This window comes from Actinomadura macrotermitis (assembly GCF_009604375.1).
In the GTDB taxonomy this organism is placed as follows: Bacteria; Actinomycetota; Actinomycetes; order Streptosporangiales; family Streptosporangiaceae; genus Spirillospora; species Spirillospora macrotermitis.
The window spans coordinates 178,760-194,815 of sequence record NZ_WEGH01000006.1; the positions used below are offsets into that span (position 1 = coordinate 178,760).

Annotated in this window: 13 protein-coding genes; 8 read left to right on the forward strand and 5 right to left on the reverse strand. The window is 74.5% G+C overall.

The window, feature by feature from the left end; all coding sequences use genetic code 11:
* Window positions 1–145 precede the first annotated feature (145 nt).
* Window positions 146–2,269: a protein kinase domain-containing protein gene (locus tag ACRB68_RS37340; protein WP_153541243.1), complete on the forward strand. Its 2,124-nt coding sequence runs from the start codon at window positions 146–148 to the stop codon at window positions 2,267–2,269.
* Between the two features lie 6 nt (window positions 2,270–2,275).
* Here the strand turns inward: ACRB68_RS37340 and ACRB68_RS37345 are convergent, their stop codons facing one another.
* Both ACRB68_RS37345 and ACRB68_RS37350 read right to left on the reverse strand, forming a co-directional pair.
* A complete protein-coding gene (locus ACRB68_RS37345; protein WP_153541245.1) occupies window positions 2,276–4,423 on the reverse strand; it encodes an MMPL family transporter in 2,148 nt (715 codons plus the stop codon).
* A gap of 105 nt (window positions 4,424–4,528) precedes the next feature.
* Window positions 4,529–5,458 (reverse strand): Ppx/GppA phosphatase family protein, encoded by a 930-nt coding sequence (locus tag ACRB68_RS37350; RefSeq protein ID WP_153541247.1) that lies wholly within the window; start codon window positions 5,456–5,458, stop codon window positions 4,529–4,531.
* Window positions 5,459–5,549: 91 nt separating this feature from the next.
* On the opposite strand from ACRB68_RS37350, the gene ACRB68_RS37355 reads away from it, so the two are divergent.
* On the forward strand, window positions 5,550–5,981 hold the full coding sequence (locus ACRB68_RS37355) for a PH domain-containing protein (protein ID WP_153541248.1): 432 nt from the start codon (window positions 5,550–5,552) through the stop codon (window positions 5,979–5,981).
* Between the two features lie 15 nt (window positions 5,982–5,996).
* On the opposite strand, the gene ACRB68_RS37360 is transcribed toward ACRB68_RS37355, so the two are convergent.
* A complete protein-coding gene (locus ACRB68_RS37360) occupies window positions 5,997–6,974 on the reverse strand; it encodes an aldo/keto reductase (protein WP_153541250.1) in 978 nt (325 codons plus the stop codon).
* Window positions 6,975–6,985: 11 nt separating this feature from the next.
* Window positions 6,986–7,948, reverse strand: a complete 963-nt coding sequence (locus ACRB68_RS37365) for an alpha/beta hydrolase (RefSeq protein WP_153541252.1) — start codon at window positions 7,946–7,948, stop codon at window positions 6,986–6,988.
* A 129-nt stretch (window positions 7,949–8,077) separates the two neighbouring features.
* Between ACRB68_RS37365 and ACRB68_RS37370 the strand changes: the two genes are divergently transcribed.
* The 5 genes from ACRB68_RS37370 to ACRB68_RS37390 all read left to right on the forward strand — a co-directional run bounded on the left by ACRB68_RS37370 (window position 8,078) and on the right by ACRB68_RS37390 (window position 13,466).
* Entirely contained in the window at window positions 8,078–8,731 is a 654-nt protein-coding gene (locus ACRB68_RS37370; protein WP_153541254.1) for a TetR/AcrR family transcriptional regulator, read from the forward strand.
* A gap of 43 nt (window positions 8,732–8,774) precedes the next feature.
* Window positions 8,775–9,830 (forward strand): DUF2293 domain-containing protein, encoded by a 1,056-nt coding sequence (locus ACRB68_RS37375; RefSeq protein WP_328595273.1) that lies wholly within the window; start codon window positions 8,775–8,777, stop codon window positions 9,828–9,830.
* Window positions 9,831–9,877: 47 nt separating this feature from the next.
* Entirely contained in the window at window positions 9,878–12,055 is a 2,178-nt protein-coding gene (locus ACRB68_RS37380; protein WP_153541256.1) for a TerD family protein, read from the forward strand.
* 129 nt (window positions 12,056–12,184) lie between these two features.
* On the forward strand, window positions 12,185–12,991 hold the full coding sequence (locus tag ACRB68_RS37385) for an SAM-dependent methyltransferase (protein WP_153541258.1): 807 nt from the start codon (window positions 12,185–12,187) through the stop codon (window positions 12,989–12,991).
* Between the two features lie 55 nt (window positions 12,992–13,046).
* Window positions 13,047–13,466 carry a hypothetical protein gene (locus tag ACRB68_RS37390; RefSeq protein WP_153541260.1) on the forward strand — a complete coding sequence of 140 codons (420 nt, stop codon included), beginning with the start codon at window positions 13,047–13,049 and terminating at the stop codon, window positions 13,464–13,466.
* Window positions 13,467–13,502: 36 nt separating this feature from the next.
* Here ACRB68_RS37390 and ACRB68_RS37395 read toward each other — a convergent pair whose 3' ends face one another.
* Window positions 13,503–14,294 (reverse strand): aldo/keto reductase, encoded by a 792-nt coding sequence (locus tag ACRB68_RS37395; protein ID WP_153541693.1) that lies wholly within the window; start codon window positions 14,292–14,294, stop codon window positions 13,503–13,505.
* A 247-nt stretch (window positions 14,295–14,541) separates the two neighbouring features.
* On the opposite strand from ACRB68_RS37395, the gene ACRB68_RS37400 reads away from it, so the two are divergent.
* Complete coding sequence (locus tag ACRB68_RS37400; protein WP_153541262.1) at window positions 14,542–15,909, forward strand: cytochrome P450; 1,368 nt, start codon at window positions 14,542–14,544, stop codon at window positions 15,907–15,909.
* Window positions 15,910–16,056 lie beyond the last annotated feature (147 nt).

A 16,056-nucleotide genomic window follows, 5' to 3' on the forward strand; every position in this document is an offset into this window, starting at 1 on the left:
CGCCCCTTCTTGGGATTTCATTGACCTTCTCTTGACCCTGGCCGTACCGCCTCCGTCTCTGACATCGTGAATCGTGAAAAACAGGGGGGACCATCCGCCGGCACGCGGCCGGCCGGAGGTCCGGCCGGCGAGAGGTGAACCGCCCATGGAAGGCCAGGGGACTCCGCTCCCGCCGTCACTGCGGGAGCTGCGGCCGGGCGACCCGACCCGGGTGGGGTCGTACCGCATCGAGGCGCGCATCGGCGAGGGCGGGATGGGCGCGGTCTACCTCGGCTCCGCCGCCGACGGGCGGCGCGTCGCGGTGAAGGTGGTGCGGCCCGAACTGGCCGACGACCAGGCGTTCCTGGCCCGCTTCCACGACGAGGCGCGCAACGCCGAGCGGGTCGCCTCGTTCTGCACCGCGCAGGTGCTCGAGCACGGCCAGGACCTCGGCCTGGCCTACCTGGTCACCGAGTACATCGACGGGCCGTCGCTGCTGCAGCACGTGTCCGGCAGCGGCCCGCTGTCGCCCGGCATGCTGCACGGCGTCGCGGTCGGCGTCGCCGCCGCGCTCGTGGCGATCCACTCGGCCGGCCTGGTGCACCGCGACCTGAAGCCGAGCAACGTGCTGCTGTCGATCTCCGGGCCGCGCGTCATCGACTTCGGCATCGCCCGCGCGCTGGACGAGGCGTCCTCGCACACCCGCACCGGCCAGCTCGTCGGCACCCCCGGCTACATCGCGCCCGAGCAGGTCACCGGCCACACCGTCACCCCGGCGGTGGACATCTTCGCCTGGGGCTGCCTGGTCGCCTACGCCGCCAACGCGCAGAACCCGTTCGGCCGCGGCTCGTTCGAGATGATGGTCGGCCGCGCCCTGCACGCCGAGCCCGAACTCGGCGCGCTCACCGAGCCGCTCGCCGGGCTGGTCGCCAAGGCGCTCGCCAAGGACCCCGAGCAGCGGCCGACGGCGCAGGGCCTGCTGCTCAGCCTGGTCGGCGGCGCGAGCGAGTCGGCGGTGAACACCACCCTCGGCGAGGCGTGGTCGTCCCCGCCGCCGCCCGCCCGGCCCATGCCGCTGCCCGGCGCCGGCGTCGGGCCGGGCAGCACGGCCGCGGGCGACCCGCTCCCGGGCGGCTCTCCCCCGGACGGCACCTTCCCCGGCGCCGTGCCCGGGACGCAGCCGGGCACCCTGCGCCCCGACGAGCAGATCCCCGCGCACCCGCCCACCCAGGTGCCGGGCCGGTCGCCGGCCGCCCCGCCGCAACCGCCCTGGCACGAGCCGACCATGCCGGGCACCCGGCCGGCCCCCACCCGGCACGGCGGGCCGGCCCGCCGCAGCCGCCGGGCGGTGCTGCTCGGCGGCGTCCTCGCCGCCGGGGTGGCGACCGCCGCCGTCGCGGGCGGCGGCTACTACCTGATGGCGGGCGACGGCCACGACAGCGGCGGCTCGAGCGCCGCGCCGGTCGCGGGCACGATCCCGAAGACCCCGATGCTGGTGCGGATCGACACCAAGGCGGGCTGGCCGGACATGGACAAGTGCCACGGCGACATCGGCAGCTACACCCCCGGCGACGCCAAGCCCACCACCCTGCTCGGCGGCGACACCTGCGACTTCCTGCCGCAGCGGTCGCCCGACGGCAGGCAGATCGCCTTCACCCGCCGGATCACGGGCGTGTACCAGATCGACGTGATGAACGCCGACGGCAGCGACCCGCGCCAGCTCGTCGAGGTCGCCTCGAACGGCCGCGCCTCCTGGTCGCCCGACGGAAAGCAGCTCGCCTACGTGGCCAAGAAGGACGGCGTCAACCAGCTCTACACCGTCGACGTCTCCAACCGGCAGGCCAAGCAGATCACCACCGACGGCTCCACCAAGGACGACCCGGCCTGGTCGTCCACCGGCGAGCTGATGTTCTGGAGCAAGCGCGACGGCGTCGAGCAGATCTACACCATGGACCCCGCCTACCCCGACCGGCCGTGGACCAAGATCAGCAAGGACGACACCCGGTCCGTCGACCCGGTGTGGTCCCCCGACGGCAGGCGGATCGCCTTCTCCCGGGGCACCTACCCGAACGGCCAGATCTGGGTGATGAACGCCGACGGCTCCGGGGCGCACGCGCTCACCAAGGGCGACGGGCACAAGATGGACCCGACCTGGTCGCGCGAGGGCCACTGGGTCGGCTACGTGCGGGGCACCTGGTCCGAACCGCAGGTCTGGGCCGTCCGCGAGGACGGCGCGGACGACCAGAAGGTCACCCCGGCGGGTTACACCATCGCCCACCCGAACTGGTAGCGGCGGTCAGCGGGACACGGGGGCGGCCTCACCGGCCGCCTCCGCCGCCGCGCCGCCGGCCCGGGCGAGCGCGCTCGGCCACCACATCCGCCGGCCGAGATCCAGGTTCAGCGCGGTGACCAGCACCGACCGCACGACGAAGGTGTCCAGCAGCACCCCGAACGCGACCGTGAAGCCGAGCTCGGTGACGAACACCAGCGGCAGCGAGCCGAGCGCGGCGAACGTCCCGGCGAGCACCGCGCCCGCCGAGGTGATGACGCCGCCGGTCGCGGCGAGGCCGGTCAGCGCGCCGCGCCGGGTGCCCTGCCGCCGCGCCTCCTCGTGCACCCGCGTCATGAGGAAGATGTTGTAGTCGGTGCCGAGCGCGACCAGGAAGACGAACGTCCACAGCGGGAACGACGGGTCCGCCCCGGCGAACCCGAAGACGTGCTCGAACACCAGGGCGCTGACGCCGAGCGCCGCCGCGTAGGACAGCACGACGGTCGCGACGAGCAGCAGCGGCGCGACCAGCGCGCGCAGCAGCAGCGCCAGGATGAGCAGCACCACGGCCAGCACCAGCGGGATGACGACGTTCTGGTCGCGGTGCGAGGCGTTGCTGATGTCCATGGTGACCGCCGAACCGCCACCGACCTTGGCGTCCGCGCCCGGAACCCGATGCAGCGCGTGGCGGGCCCGCTCGACCGTCCGGAAACCCGCCTCGCTGTCGGGCGCGGCGGACATGACGCCCTCCAGGTAGACCAGGCCGTCGCGGGGCGCGCCGGCCGCGCGGACCCCGCCGATGCCCGGCACCGACGCCAGCGCCGACTGCGCCGCCGCCGCGGCGGGCGCGTTCGCCACGACCTGGACGGGGTTGCCCGTCCCCGCCGGGAAGTGCGCGGCCAGCACCTTCTCGCCGGTGACCGAGTCGGGGCGGGTGCCGCTGAAGGCGTCCTCGTTGCGCAGGGAGCCGGTCTTCAGGCCGGTGAGGCCGAACGCCAGCGCGCCGAGCACCACGGCGGTGACGATCCAGGTGGTCCGGGGGCGCCGCGCGACGCGCGCGCCGATCCGCGCCCACAGCCCGCGCTCGGCGGGCTCGGCCGAGCCGGCGCGCGGATGGGTCGGCCAGAACATCCAGCGGCCGAAGATCACCAGCAGCGCGGGCAGCAGCGTGACCATCGCGGCGAGCGCCACCACCACCCCGACCGCCATCACCGGGCCCATGCTCTTGGTGGAGTTCAGCACCGCGGCCAGCAGGCACAGCATGGACAGCGCCACCGTCGTCCCGGACGCCACGATCGCGGGCCCGGCCCGGTGCAGCGCGACCGCCATCGCCTCGTGCCGGTCCTCGTGCCGCCGCAGCTCCTCCCGGTAGCGGGCGATGAGCAGCAGCGCGTAGTCGGTCCCGGCGCCGAACACCAGCACGGTGAGGATGAACGCCGCCTGCCCGTTCACCGTCAGCCCGGCGTGCCTCGCCAGCAGGTAGACGACGGCCTGCGCGCCCTGCAGCGCGAATCCCACGCAGACCAGCGGCACGATCCACAGGACCGGGCTGCGGTAGGTGACCAGCAGGATGGCGACGACGATGCCGGCGGTGATGAGCAGCAGCGTCTTGTCGAAGCCGCTGAACACGTTGCTGAAGTCGCCCGCGTACCCGGCGGGCCCGGTGACGTGCGCGTTCAGCCCGCCGCCGTCGCGCTGGGCGACGGCCCGGAAGTCCTTGACGGCGGGCCCGAGCAGGTTCCAGCCGTCGTTGCCGACCTTGACGTTCACCACCGTCCGCAGCGCCCTGCCGTCCTGCGACGGGACCGGCCCCAGCACGTTCTGCACCAGCTTGACGGGCTCGTCCTTGCCCTTCGGGGTGACCGTGACCGCCGCCAGCCCCGCCACGTCCCCGGCGGCCTTGGCGCGGTCGGCGGCGGTGATCGGCGCGCCGCCCCGGTCGTAGACGACGAGGGCGGGGAACACGTCCGACGGCACGAACCTCTTCGACAGCTCGACGACCCGGGTCGACTCGGCGTCCTTCGGCAGCCACGCCGACGTCTCGTTGGTCTGCGCGTCGGTGAGCATCCGGCTGAAGGGGAACGCCACCGCCAGCAGCAGCACCCACACGCCGAGCACGATCCATTTGCCCCGCCGCCCGCATGGCAGCGCAGAAAGCCTGGTGACGCCGTTCATCACAGAACCCCTCGGAAGAGCAGGCCGCCCGTGCCTCCACGAGTACGCCGCTGCATCCGAGCCGTCAAGACATATCGCGTCATCGCGGCCGGATACGGCCGCGGCTCAGCCGGTGATCATGTCCAGCCGGCGCAGGATCACGCCCTCGCGCAGCGCCCACGGGCAGACCTCCAGGACCGGCAGCCCGAACAGGTCCATCGTCGCGTCCGCCACGATCGCCCCGGCGGGCAGCTGCGGGACCCGGCGCTCGGAGACGCCCGGCAGCCCCGCCCGCTCCTGCGGCGGCATCTGGGCCAGCTTCTCCGCCCATTCGGTGAGGTCGGTGTGGCGCAGCTCGCGCCGCACCAGCGGCCCCTCCGAGGACGGCGCGGCGCCGGCGATCCGGGCCAGCTGCTTGAAGGTCTTGGAGGTGCAGACCGCGTGGTCGGGCGGCCCGTAGCGGGCCACCTCGCCGACCCGGCGGGCGATCTCGGCGCGCACGTGCTTGCGCAGCTTGCGCGCCTCCTCGGCCGGCACCGGGTCGGCGGTGAACCAGTCGCGGGTGAGCCGGCTGGCGCCGAGCGGCAGCGAGATCGACACGTCGGGGTCCTCGTCGATGCCCGCCGCGATCTCCAGCGAGCCGCCGCCGATGTCGACCACCAGCAGCCGGCCCGAGGACCAGCCGAACCAGCGGCGCACCGCCAGGAAGGTCGCGCGCGCCTCGTCGGGGCCCGACAGCACGTCGATGTCGACCTGCATGCCGGTGCGCAGGCGCTCCAGGATCTCCTCGCCGTTGACGGCGTCGCGGACCGCCGAGGTGGCGAACGCGACCAGGTCCTGCACGCCCTTGTCCTCGGCCACCTGCAGGGCCTCCTGGACGAAGGCGTTCAGCCGCCGCTCCCCCTCCTCGGAGAGCCGGTCGCCGTCTTCGAGATAGGCGGCGAGCTGAAGCTCCGCCTTGTGGGAGAACGCCGGAAGCGGGCGCGCCCCCTGGTGGGCGTCCACCACCAGGAGATGCACCGTGTTCGAGCCCACGTCCAGCACACCGAGTCGCATGGCTATGACGCTACCGAATCACATACGGTTGCGGAGCCATCCACCGCTCCGGGGCGATCGCCGCTTTTGCCGCCCCGCTACCGTAGGCCGCATGGAGGAGTCCCCGGCCGCCGCCCGCTGGCGGGTGCCGCCCGCGCAGACGGCCCTGAAGTGCGCGGCCGCCGCCGTGTTCGCCGTGCTCGCCGCGCTGTCGGACGAGCCCGGCGGCCTGCTGCTGGCCGCCGTCGCCACGCTCGGCTCCGGCGGGCTCGCGCTGCGCGACCTGCTCGCCCCCGTCCGCGTCGCCGCGGACCCCGGGGCGGTGACCGTGGTCACCGGCTTCGCCGGGCACCGCACGCTCACCTGGCCCGAGGTCCTGGATGTCGGGACCGACGAGCGGCGCCGTTTCCTGTCCACCACCCGGCTGCTGGAGATCCGGACCGACGACGACCTGTACCTGTTCAGCGCCTTCGACCTCGGCGCCGACGTGCGGGAGGTCGCCGACGAGCTGGACCGCCTCCGCGCGGGCGGCCCCCGCTCCTAGCCCCCGCCCGTCTCCTCATCGGTCGATCAGGGCGATGCCGTGGTCGCCGTACCGGGCTCCCCGGGCCCCGGTACCGGGGACGGCGGCGTCGATGGCGCCGAGGTCGGCGGCGGTCAGGCGCAGGTCGAGGGAGCCCAGGTTGTCGCGCAGGTGAGGGCGCCGCGAGCTGCCGGGGATGGGAATGACGTCGCCGCCGCGGGTGAGGAGCCAGGCGAGGGCGATCTGGGCGGGGGTGGCGCCCTTGGCGTCGGCGAGGCGGGTGACGGCCTCGACGATGGCCAGGTTCGCCTTGAGGTCGTCGCCGTTGTAGCGGGGAGCGGTGGCGCGGAAGTCGCCGGGTTCGTAGCGTGTGCCGGCGTGGACGGCCCCGGTGAGCAGCCCGCGGCCGAGCGGGCTGTAGGCGACCAGGGTGGCGCCGAGTTCGCGGACCGCGGGCAGGACGCCGGTCTCGACATGGCGTTCCCACAGCGAGTACTCGGTCTGGACGGCGCTGACCGGATGGACGGCGTGGGCGCGGCGCAGGGTGGCGGCCGAGACCTCGGACAGGCCGATGCGGCCCACCTTGCCCTCGGCGGCCAGTTCGGCCAGGGCGCCGACGGACTCCTCGACGGGGACGGCGGGGTCGATGCGGGCGAGGTAGTACAGGTCGATGCGCTCGGTGCGCAGCCGGCGCAGCGATGCCTCGCAGGCACGCCGCAGGTAGCCGGGCGAGCCGGCGGGGACCAGGCCCCCGGCGGTGCGGCGGACCCCGGTCTTGGTGGCCAGGACGACGCGGTCGCGGTGCGGCGCGAGCGTCCGGCCGAGGAGCTCCTCGTTCGCTCCGTCGCCGTAGAAGTCGCCGGTGTCGAACATGGTGACGCCCGAATCGAGGGCCTCCAGCAGGGTGGCCGCGGCCTCGTGCGGGTCGGCGGGGCCGTAGCTGCCGGTCATGCTCATGCAGCCGAGGCCGAGCCGGGAGACCGCCGGGCCGTCGTGCTCAAGGTCGGGGTGCATCGTCGCCTCCGTCACTTCGCCAGAGCCTCGCGCAGGAACGCGAGGATCTCCGCCTGGGCGGCCTCGGCCTGGGGTTCCAGTCCGGGCAGGGCGAGGAACGCGTGCCGCGCTCCCGGGTATTCGGTGAGGCGCACCGGGGTCCCGGCCGCCTGCAGCCGCTCGGCGTAGCGGCGGCCGTGGTCGGCGACCGGGTCCTGGGTGGGCACCACCACGAGCGCCGGGGCGAGGCCGCCCAGGTCGTCCGCGTACAGCGGCGAGACCGCGCGGGCGTCGGCCTCCGGCGGGACGGCGAGCCGCTGGAAGAGCCGCAGCGTCGACAGGGCCTGGGACGGGTCGGGGGCGTACTCGGCCATCGAGGCGTGGTCGAACATCGTCCCGGTCACGTCGGCCACGGGGTTGACCAGCACCTGCGCCCTGAGGTCCAGGCCGGCCTCCCTGGCCCGGACGGCGGTCAGCGCGCTGATCAACGCGCCGCAGCTCTCGCCGAAGACGGCCGCGCGCGCCGGGTCGGCGCCCCATCGCGCCGCGTGCCGCACCACGTGCCGGAGCACGTCCCAGCCGTCGTCGGCGGCGTCCGCGAGCGGGCTGCCGGGGGCGAGGAGGCGGTGCTCGACCGAGACGACGAGGGCGGGCAGCCGGGCGGCGAGGTGGCTGCTGGTCCAGTCGCACTGCGCCGCCGTGCCCACGAAGCCGCCTCCGTGGACGTGGACCACGAGCGGCAGGCCGGCCGGGGGCGCGGCCGCGCCGTCTCCGGCCGGGGCCGGCCGGTAGACCCGGACCGGCAGGTCGCGGCCGGGCAGCGCGATCTCCTGCCAGCCGATCGCGGCGCCCTCGTGCGGCTCTCCGAGGATCGCCCGCGCCGCGCCGGAGGCCCGGAAGCGGTTCTCCGCATCGCGGTAGGCGCGCAGTTCCTCGTCCGTGATCACTGAGAAGTCCGGTTCCGGCGGTCGCGTCACGGCAGTGGTCTCGTTCATGTCTCCCTCTCTCACCGGCGGGCACCGGGGGTGCCGTCCAGGCCGGGCGATGCGTTGCCCTCATTATGCACGCACCGCGTGCAACAGCAAGTGCATAGGTTAGGCTGAGCCTGGACGGAAGGGGCGGGGATGACGGGCCGCAGGCGATGGTCGACCGAGGAGATCCTGGACACGGCGGCGGAGCTGCTGCGTACGGGCGACGCCGAGTCGTTCAGCGTGCGCAGGCTCGCCGCCGCGCTCGGGACCGACTCCTCCAGCCTCTACCGGCACTTCCGCAACAAGACCGAGCTGCTGCGCGCGGTCGCCGACCGGATCCTGCTGACCGCCATGGACGGCCACCGTCCCGAGGGCGACTGGAAGCAGCGGGTCACCGCCCTGGCCCGGCGCCTGCGGGAGGCGTTCGGCGAGCAGCCCCAGCTCGCCGCGGTGTGGGGGCGGTACGGGTCCGGCGGCACCGGCTCCCGGCTGGTCATGGAGGAGCTGCTGCAGGCCCTGTGCTCGTCCGGCCTGCCCGACGAGGAGATCCCGGTGCGCTACCACCGCACCGTGATCCTCCTCGCCGCGCTGATCGCCGCCGAGGCCGGCATCAGCACCGTCACCCCCCAGGAGTACGAGCAGGGCATGGAGCAGTTCCGCGTCGCGGTGCTCGGCGCCGATCCCGAGCGCTTCCCCGCCCTGGCCCGCTTCGCCCGCGACATCCGCCCGCTCGGCGCGGACCGCCAGGCCGCGTTCGAGGAGATCCTCGCCGCCCACCTCGCCCGGATCGAGGCCCGGATCCCCTGACGGGCCGCGTCCGCCCCGGCTCACATCGGTAAGGTGGCCGCCCGTGAGCGAGGTGCACGGGTCCAGGCTGGGCCGGCGGGTGGCGGAGGCCGCGGAGCCGCTGCTGAAGCGGTCGAGATCGGTGTCGGCGGTGGAGGTCTTCGTCGGGCTCCGGTGGCTGAAGTCCGCGCAGGTCGACGAGTGGCGGCAGGGCCGCATCGCACATCTGGACGACGCGCTGGCCGTCCGCCCCGACAAGGTCGCCTCGGCGCTGCGCGCCCTGCGGGACTGGGCCCGCGAGCGGGGGCTGGAGCCGAGCGAGGCCGCCTACCTGGCCGCGACCCGCGACCGCCGCCCGCTCCGCTTCACCGCCGCCGGGGACGCCGAGGCCGAGCGCGCCTTCCGGGTGCACTGGATCCCGGCCGACCTCAGCGACGCCCAGCGCGAGCGCCTGGCCGCCAAGCAGAACAAGGCGCCCGACCTGCAGGTCCTGCTCCCCCTCCAGGAGGGGTGGACGTGCGCGGGCTGCCGCGGCACCGGCCGCTTCCAGCTCGTGGAGGACGGCGAGCCGCTCTGCCTGACCTGCGCCGACCTGGACCACCTGGTGTTCCTGCCGTCCGGCGATGCCGCCCTCACCCGGCGCGCGAAGAAGGAGAGCGTGCTGTCGGCGGCGGTCGTCCAGCTGAACCGGCGCCGCAAGCGCTACGAGCGGCGCGGCCTGCTGGTGGAGGAGGCCGCGCTGGAGCGCGCCGAGGAGCAGTGCCTGGCCGACGAGGACCTGCGGGCGCGCCGCCGCGACCGCGACCGCGAGCGGCGCGAGCACGCCGACGTGGCGTTCCAGGAGGCGATGGCGGCCGAGATCCGGCGGCTGTTCCCCGGCTGCCCGCAGGAGCGGGCGGCGGCGATCGCCGCGCACGCCGGGGTGCGCGGCAGCGGGCGGGTCGGCCGCACCGCGGCGGGCCGGGAGCTGGACGCCGAGGCGGTGACGCTGGCCGTGATCGCCTCGGTCCGGCACCTGGACACCGGCTACGACGCGATGCTGATGAACGGGGTGCCGCGCCGCGAGGCCCGCGCCCGCATCCGCGCCGACGTGGACGCCGTGCTCGCCCGCTGGCGCTGACCGCAAACCGTTATGCGGCGCTTCACCCCCTCTGCCACGATGCGGGGATGAGCACCCGGCTCGACGCACTCGTCATCCGCCACACCCACCGCGTCCCCGCCCCGCAGGGCCCGCCTGGCACAGCAGCTTCCACCACGGGAGCGACCGCCGCGCGGCAGTTCGACGCCGTCCTGATGACGGCCGGCTTCAAGTTGTCGCGCGAGCTGCTGGCGCACCTGTCCGGGCTGACGGAGGGGACGGTGATCGACACCGCCGTCCGGGTCCTGCCGGTGGTGCGCGAGATGGTCGGCGACCACGTCGAGCACAACGTGTACTTCCGCGACTTCCCCCGCAACGTGCCCGACACCGTGGACTTCTGGATGCGCTGCATCGCCGAGGCCATGGTCGACGACGACGCCATGGCCGCGCTGGCCGAGTCGGCCCACACGGGCGTGCTGAACCTGCTCACGCTGCCCGCTTACGGCCGCTACCAGCACACCTACGCCGAGATGCTGGACGCGCACGCCGAGCTGATCGCCGCCGCGGGCGACCGGGTGACCGTCCTGCACCTCGGCGGCGACCTGGCCGAGGAGGAGACGGGCCTGTACCTGGCGCTCGCCGGGAGCGTCACCCCGCTCGGCGAGGACGGCCTGGCGGCGCTGGACGAGCTGGCCGGGCGCTGCGCCGGCGGCCCCCAGCCCGAGACGATCCCGGTGCGGGAGAACCGCGCCGTGGTCAACCGGGCACGGCTGCAGGCGGGCGCGCCGCTGCTGGTGGACACCGTCACCGACGTGCTCCGCCTCGCCTGCGCGATGTCGGACGGCGACGTCACGCTGCTGGAGCCGACCCGGTTCACCGCCATGCCCCGGCCCGCCCGCCGCGCGCTGCTCGCCGCGCTGGACGGCGTCGTCGCCGCCGACCCGGCCAAGCTCGGCGACGTCGCCGCCTACCGCGAGCGGTGGAAGCGGCTCGGCGAGCGCCTGCACCCGCACGAGTACCCGCGGTGGCCGCAGGCCGCGCGGGTGTTCGCGGTCGCGCGCGGCGAGCAGGCCGCGCCCTCGATCGCGGGCCGCGTCGAGGCGCGGTTCGCCGCCGACGACGTCATCGGCGCGGCGAACGTGCTGAAGGCCTCGCCCGGCATGCTGTTCCGGTCGCTGGACCGGCTGCTGCGCAGCGCCACGCCCGCCGAGCAGGACGCGATCCTCGGCGCGGCCGAGGAGGTCGCCGGGCGCGTGGCCGGCCGGGTCGTGCTGTCGGTCCGCGAGCACCTGCTGAACCGCGCCGCCGCGCCCGGCCGGGCCCGTGTCTTCGCCGACCGCCTCGGCCGGGGCCGTATCGAGCCCGACACCCGCCCGCCCCTCGCCCCCGAGGTGCTGGAGCGGCTCGCCGGACTGCTGGACGCCGAGGTCCGGCGGCGGCTGCCCGCCGTCGAGCACCTGGTCGTCGACCCCGCCGTGCTCGACGTCGCGCTGCCGCTCAGCGGCAAAGCCGCGGGCACGGGCTTCGGGGTGCTGCCGCGCGGCTCGGTGACGCCCGTGGACGGTGACCTGCTGCGCTTCTTCGTCCACTGGAGGCAGCGCGAGCGCGACACCGACTTCGACCTGTCGGCGCTGACGCTGAACGAGCGCTACCACTCCATGGCGTGGCTGTCCTACACCCAGCTCACCATGGTGTCGGGCGAGCACTCGGGCGACATCACCGAGGCCCCCGACGGCGCCTCGGAGTTCATCGACCTGCGGCTCGCCCAGGTCCGCGAGCCCTTCATCGTCCCGCAGGTCAACATCTACGACGGAGAGGGCTTCGAGGAGGTCCGCGAGTCGTTCTTCGGGTTCATGCTGCGCGGCGCCGAGCAGCAGGGGCGGCCCTTCGAGGCGCGGACCGTCCGGATGAAGTCCGACCTGCGCGGCCCCGGCCGGGTCGCGCTGCCGCTGATCTTCATGCGCGGCGACGACGGGCGGTGGCGCGCCAAGTGGCTGCACATGTTCCTCAAGGGCGAGGCGATGTTCAACCGGGTCGAGACCAACCGGCTGACGACGGCGGCGCTGGTGCGCGCCGTCGTCGAGCGCCGCTACCTGACGCTGCGGTACCTGGTCGAGCGGCTGGCGCCCGGGACGGTGACGCGCTGGGACGGCGGGCGGCTGCCGGACGGGCCGGTCACCTTCATCGGCGCGGCGCGCCCCGAAGGGCTGCCGGTGGGGTCGCGGGTCTTCACGCCCGGAAATCTGCGCGACCTCGTGCCCGCCTGACTGCTACCGTTTCGGCAGCGAGGCCATGAGGGGGCTTCCTTCTCAACCTTCCTTTAAAGAATCAGCCCCCTCGCTTTCCTCGCCCCGGCACGGCGAAACGGCTTGCCGGGCCGCCCACCGCACGCGATCATGCTCGGCGTGACCGACGCAGTGGGCGGCCTGGACGCCGCCACCCCCAACGTGGCCCGGATGTACGACTACTGGCTCGGGGGCAAGGACAACTTCGCCGCCGACCGCGCGGCCGCCCAGCGGGTGGTCGGCATCTCCGAAGGCCGCGTCACCGAGGGCGTCCGGCTGAACCGGCGCTTCCTCGGCACCGCCGTGCGGCAGGCCGCCGAGGCGGGCGTCCGCCAGTTCCTGGACGTCGGCTCGGGCCTGCCGACCCGCGAGAACGTGCACGAGGTCGCCCTCGCGGCCCGGGCCGACGCGCGCGTGGTCTACGTCGACCACGACCCGGTCGTCTGCGCGCACGGGCGGGCGCTGCTCGCCGGGACCGGCGACCCGGTCGGGTTCGTGCAGGGCGACCTGCGCCGGCCCGAGGAGATCCTGGACCACCCCGTCACCCGGCAGCTGATCGACTTCGCCGAGCCGGTCGCGCTGATCTTCGTGTCGGTGCTGCACTTCGTCGAGGACGCCGACGACCCGGCCGCGCTCGTCGGGCGCTTCGCCGGCCGGCTCGTCCCCGGCAGCCGCCTCATCCTGTCGCACCTGGCCTCGGACGCCTTCCCCGACCAGATGGCCCGCGCGGAGCAGGTCTACGAGGGCGCCAGCTCCCGGCTCGGCGCCCGCCCGCGCGCCCAGATCCTCGGCTTCTTCGACGGCTTCGAGCTGCTGGAGCCCGGCCTGACCGGCCCGCCGCAGTGGCTGGCGGGCGGTGCCGAGGACCCCGAGGCGCGGCGGTTCGCGGGGCTGGTCGGCGTCGGCGTGAAGCGGTAGCCGGGAGGAGGTGCCCGCCCGCTGCGCCCGGTGACCGCTCGGTTACGCTGGAATCATGGCTATCACCAGCACGCTCCGCTGGGTACCGGTCGCCGTGGCGCTCCCGCTGCTGGCCGCGGTCTGCGGCGCGGCGCGCCTCACACCGGAGCCGGAGCGGACCGTCGAGCCCGGCGCGGTCTTCACGCTCGCCCCGGGCGGCAGCGCCCGGCTCGCCGGCACCGACCTCACCGTGACCTTCGAGGGCGTCGGCGCCGACAGCCGCTGCCCCGTCGGCGTGCAGTGCGTGTGGGAGGGCGACGCCACGGTCAAGATCTCCGACGGCGCCGCCACGCACGAGCTGCACACCAGCGAGGGGGCCGTGCGGAGCGTGCGCACGCACGGCCACGAGCTGGAACTGGTCGACCTCACGCCCGCCCGGCGGGCGGACGCGGCGATCGAGGCGGCGGACTACCGCGCCGGCCTGCGGATCCGCTGATCCCGCGCGCCCCGCTCCCGGCCGGCGCGGGCCCGGTCACATCAGGTCGAACGTCGCCGGGTCCGGGCCGAGCCGGTTGCCCTTGTCCATCTCGCCGATCGCGGCCATGTCCTCGGGGGTGAGCTCGAAACCGAAGACGTCGAAGTTCTCGGCGATGCGCGAGGGGGTCACCGACTTCGGGATGACCACGTTGCCGATCTGCAGGTGCCAGCGCAGCACGACCTGGGCGGGCGTCCTGCCGTGCGCGTCGCCGATGCGCCTCAGCAGCGGCTCGTCCAGCAGGCCCTTGCCCTGGCCGAGCGGGCTCCAGGCCTCGGTGTGGATGCCGTGCTCGCGGTGGAACGCGCGCAGCTCGCTCTGCTGCAGGTCCGGGTGCAGCTCGATCTGGTTGATCGCCGGCACCACCTCCCCCTCGTCGAGCAGCCGGGTGAGGGCGGGCACGGTGAAGTTGGAGACCCCGATCGCGCGGACGCGGCCGTCGGCGTAGATCTTCTCGAACGCCCGCCAGGTGTCCAGGTACAGGTCGCGCGAGGGCATCGGCCAGTGCATGAGGTACAGGTCGAGCCGCTCCAGCCCGAGGCGCTCCATGCTGGCGTCGAAGGCCCGCAGCGTGGAGTCGTAGCCCTGGTCGCTGTTCCACAGCTTGGTGGTGACGAACAGCTCCTCGCGCGGCACCCCTGAAGCGCGCAGCGCACGGCCGGTGCCCGCCTCGTTGTCGTAGATGCGCGCGGTGTCGATGCTCCGGTAGCCGGTCTCCAGGGCGACCTTCACGGCCCGCTCGGCCTCGTCGTCCTCCACCTGCCAGACCCCGAAACCGAGCTGCGGCATCGTGATCCCGTTGTTGAGCGTGACGTGGGGCGTGCTCACTGTTCTCCTTCGTCTGGACGTGTCGCCGGTGGTCCGGTGCAGATCATGGCGGTCATGCCCCCATCATCGATGTGAAACCCTCCCGACCGGCAAAGAACAACATGATCATTGGCCATGTCGGTAATTACCACGATGTAGTGATAAGAGGGCACCGGACAGGCTGGAGGGCGGCCCCGCCGACCCGCCCGACCAGGAGACCACAGCCGCCATGCCCGCTCCCCCCGCCGTCCGCCTGCCGCCGCCGCTCCAGGTCGCCTGGCTCGTCAAGGATCCCGTGGGCTTCTACGAGGCCGGCCGCCGCCGGCACGGCCCGGTCTTCCAGGTCCGCTACCCCGGCCTGCCGCCCGAGGTCGTGGTGGCCACCGCCGGGCTCGCCGAGCAGGTGTTCGCCACCGACGCGGGCGCCTCGCGCGCCGGGGAGATCCGGCGCGCGTTCGTCGGCCCGCTCGTCGGCGAGCGGTCGCTGCTCTGCCTGGACCGCGAGCCGTGGTGGCGGCACCGGCGGCTGATCAACCCGGCGCTGCACGGCCGGGCGGTGGCCGGCTGGCGGGACCGGATCGCCGCGATCGCCGCCGCGGAGATCGCCGGCTGGCCGCTCGGCGCGCCGTTCGCGCTGCGCGACCGGATGGAGCGGATCACCCTGGAGGTGATCATGCGGATGGTGTTCGGCGTGCGCGACGCCGGGCGGCTGCGCGCCCTGCGCGCGCTCCTGCCCCGCCTGGTCGCGCTCGGCGGGTCGGCGGCGCTGCTGCGGCTGCCGCCCCGACTGCGCGACCGGGCGCTCACCTCGCCCGCGCTGCTGCGCGCGGGCGCGCTGCCCACCACCCGGTACGTGCGGGTCCGCGACGAGGTCGACGCGATCTTGTACGACGAGATCGCGCGGCGCCGGGGCGCGCCCGACCCGGACGCGGCCGACGTGCTGTCCCATCTCGTCGCCGCCCGCGACGAGGACGGCGCGCCGCTCACCGACCAGGAGCTGCGCGACGAGCTGATGACGCTGCTGCAGGCCGGGCACGAGACCACCGCGACGGCGCTCGCCTGGACGTTCGAGCGGCTGCTGCGGAACCCCGACGCGCTGCGCCGGCTGCGCACCGAGCTCGCGGCGGGAGAAGGCGGCGAGTACCTGCAGGCCGTGGTGAAGGAGGCGCTGCGGGCGCGCCCGGTGGTGCTCGGCGCGCCCCGGCTGCTGGACGAGCCCGTCCGGATCGGCGGCTACGACGTCCCGGCGGGCCACTACCTGTCGGCGTCGATCCCGCTGGTGCTGAGCGATCCGGCCGCCTACCCCGAGCCCTGGGAGTTCCGGCCGGAGCGCTTCCTCGGCCCCGGCGCCGACCTGGCGAACCGGTCCTGGATCCCGTTCGGCGGCGGCCACCGGTACTGCGCGGGCGCCCAGCTCGCGCAGCTGGAGCTGCGCGTGGTCATCACCGAGGTGCTGCGGGCGGTCGACCTGGCCCCGGCGCGGCCGGCGCCCGAGCGCCCCCGGCTGAAGAACGTCACACTGGCGCCCTCGGCGTCGACGCAGGTCGTGGCCTATGCGCGCACCAGCGGTGATCATGTGATCGCCACAGGGAGGTGACGACTGCGGCACGGTTGGCTTCCTGCGGTTGACACCCGCGGGCGCACGGCGGTTGATAGGACGGGGAACACCGGACCGACGCCGTCGGGCCTTGTTGGACGAAGTGTCCGAGAAAGCGGCGCGCCGTCGTCCACGGCGGCGGCCGAG

What these genes read in the sequence shown, in the direction of transcription:
- ACRB68_RS37400 (WP_153541262.1), top strand. Translation starts at nt 14,542, where the DNA reads ATGCCCGCTCCCCCCGCCGTCCGCCTGCCGCCGCCGCTCCAGGTCGCC.
- ACRB68_RS37365 (WP_153541252.1), bottom strand. Translation starts at nt 7,948, where the DNA reads ATGAACGAGACCACTGCCGTGACGCGACCGCCGGAACCGGACTTCTCA.
- ACRB68_RS37370 (WP_153541254.1), top strand. Translation starts at nt 8,078, where the DNA reads ATGACGGGCCGCAGGCGATGGTCGACCGAGGAGATCCTGGACACGGCG.
- ACRB68_RS37345 (WP_153541245.1), bottom strand. Translation starts at nt 4,423, where the DNA reads ATGAACGGCGTCACCAGGCTTTCTGCGCTGCCATGCGGGCGGCGGGGC.
- ACRB68_RS37350 (WP_153541247.1), bottom strand. Translation starts at nt 5,458, where the DNA reads ATGCGACTCGGTGTGCTGGACGTGGGCTCGAACACGGTGCATCTCCTG.
- ACRB68_RS37385 (WP_153541258.1), top strand. Translation starts at nt 12,185, where the DNA reads ATGCTCGGCGTGACCGACGCAGTGGGCGGCCTGGACGCCGCCACCCCC.
- ACRB68_RS37355 (WP_153541248.1), top strand. Translation starts at nt 5,550, where the DNA reads ATGGAGGAGTCCCCGGCCGCCGCCCGCTGGCGGGTGCCGCCCGCGCAG.
- ACRB68_RS37360 (WP_153541250.1), bottom strand. Translation starts at nt 6,974, where the DNA reads ATGCACCCCGACCTTGAGCACGACGGCCCGGCGGTCTCCCGGCTCGGC.
- ACRB68_RS37395 (WP_153541693.1), bottom strand. Translation starts at nt 14,294, where the DNA reads ATGCCGCAGCTCGGTTTCGGGGTCTGGCAGGTGGAGGACGACGAGGCC.
- ACRB68_RS37340 (WP_153541243.1), top strand. Translation starts at nt 146, where the DNA reads ATGGAAGGCCAGGGGACTCCGCTCCCGCCGTCACTGCGGGAGCTGCGG.
- ACRB68_RS37390 (WP_153541260.1), top strand. Translation starts at nt 13,047, where the DNA reads ATGGCTATCACCAGCACGCTCCGCTGGGTACCGGTCGCCGTGGCGCTC.
- ACRB68_RS37380 (WP_153541256.1), top strand. Translation starts at nt 9,878, where the DNA reads ATGAGCACCCGGCTCGACGCACTCGTCATCCGCCACACCCACCGCGTC.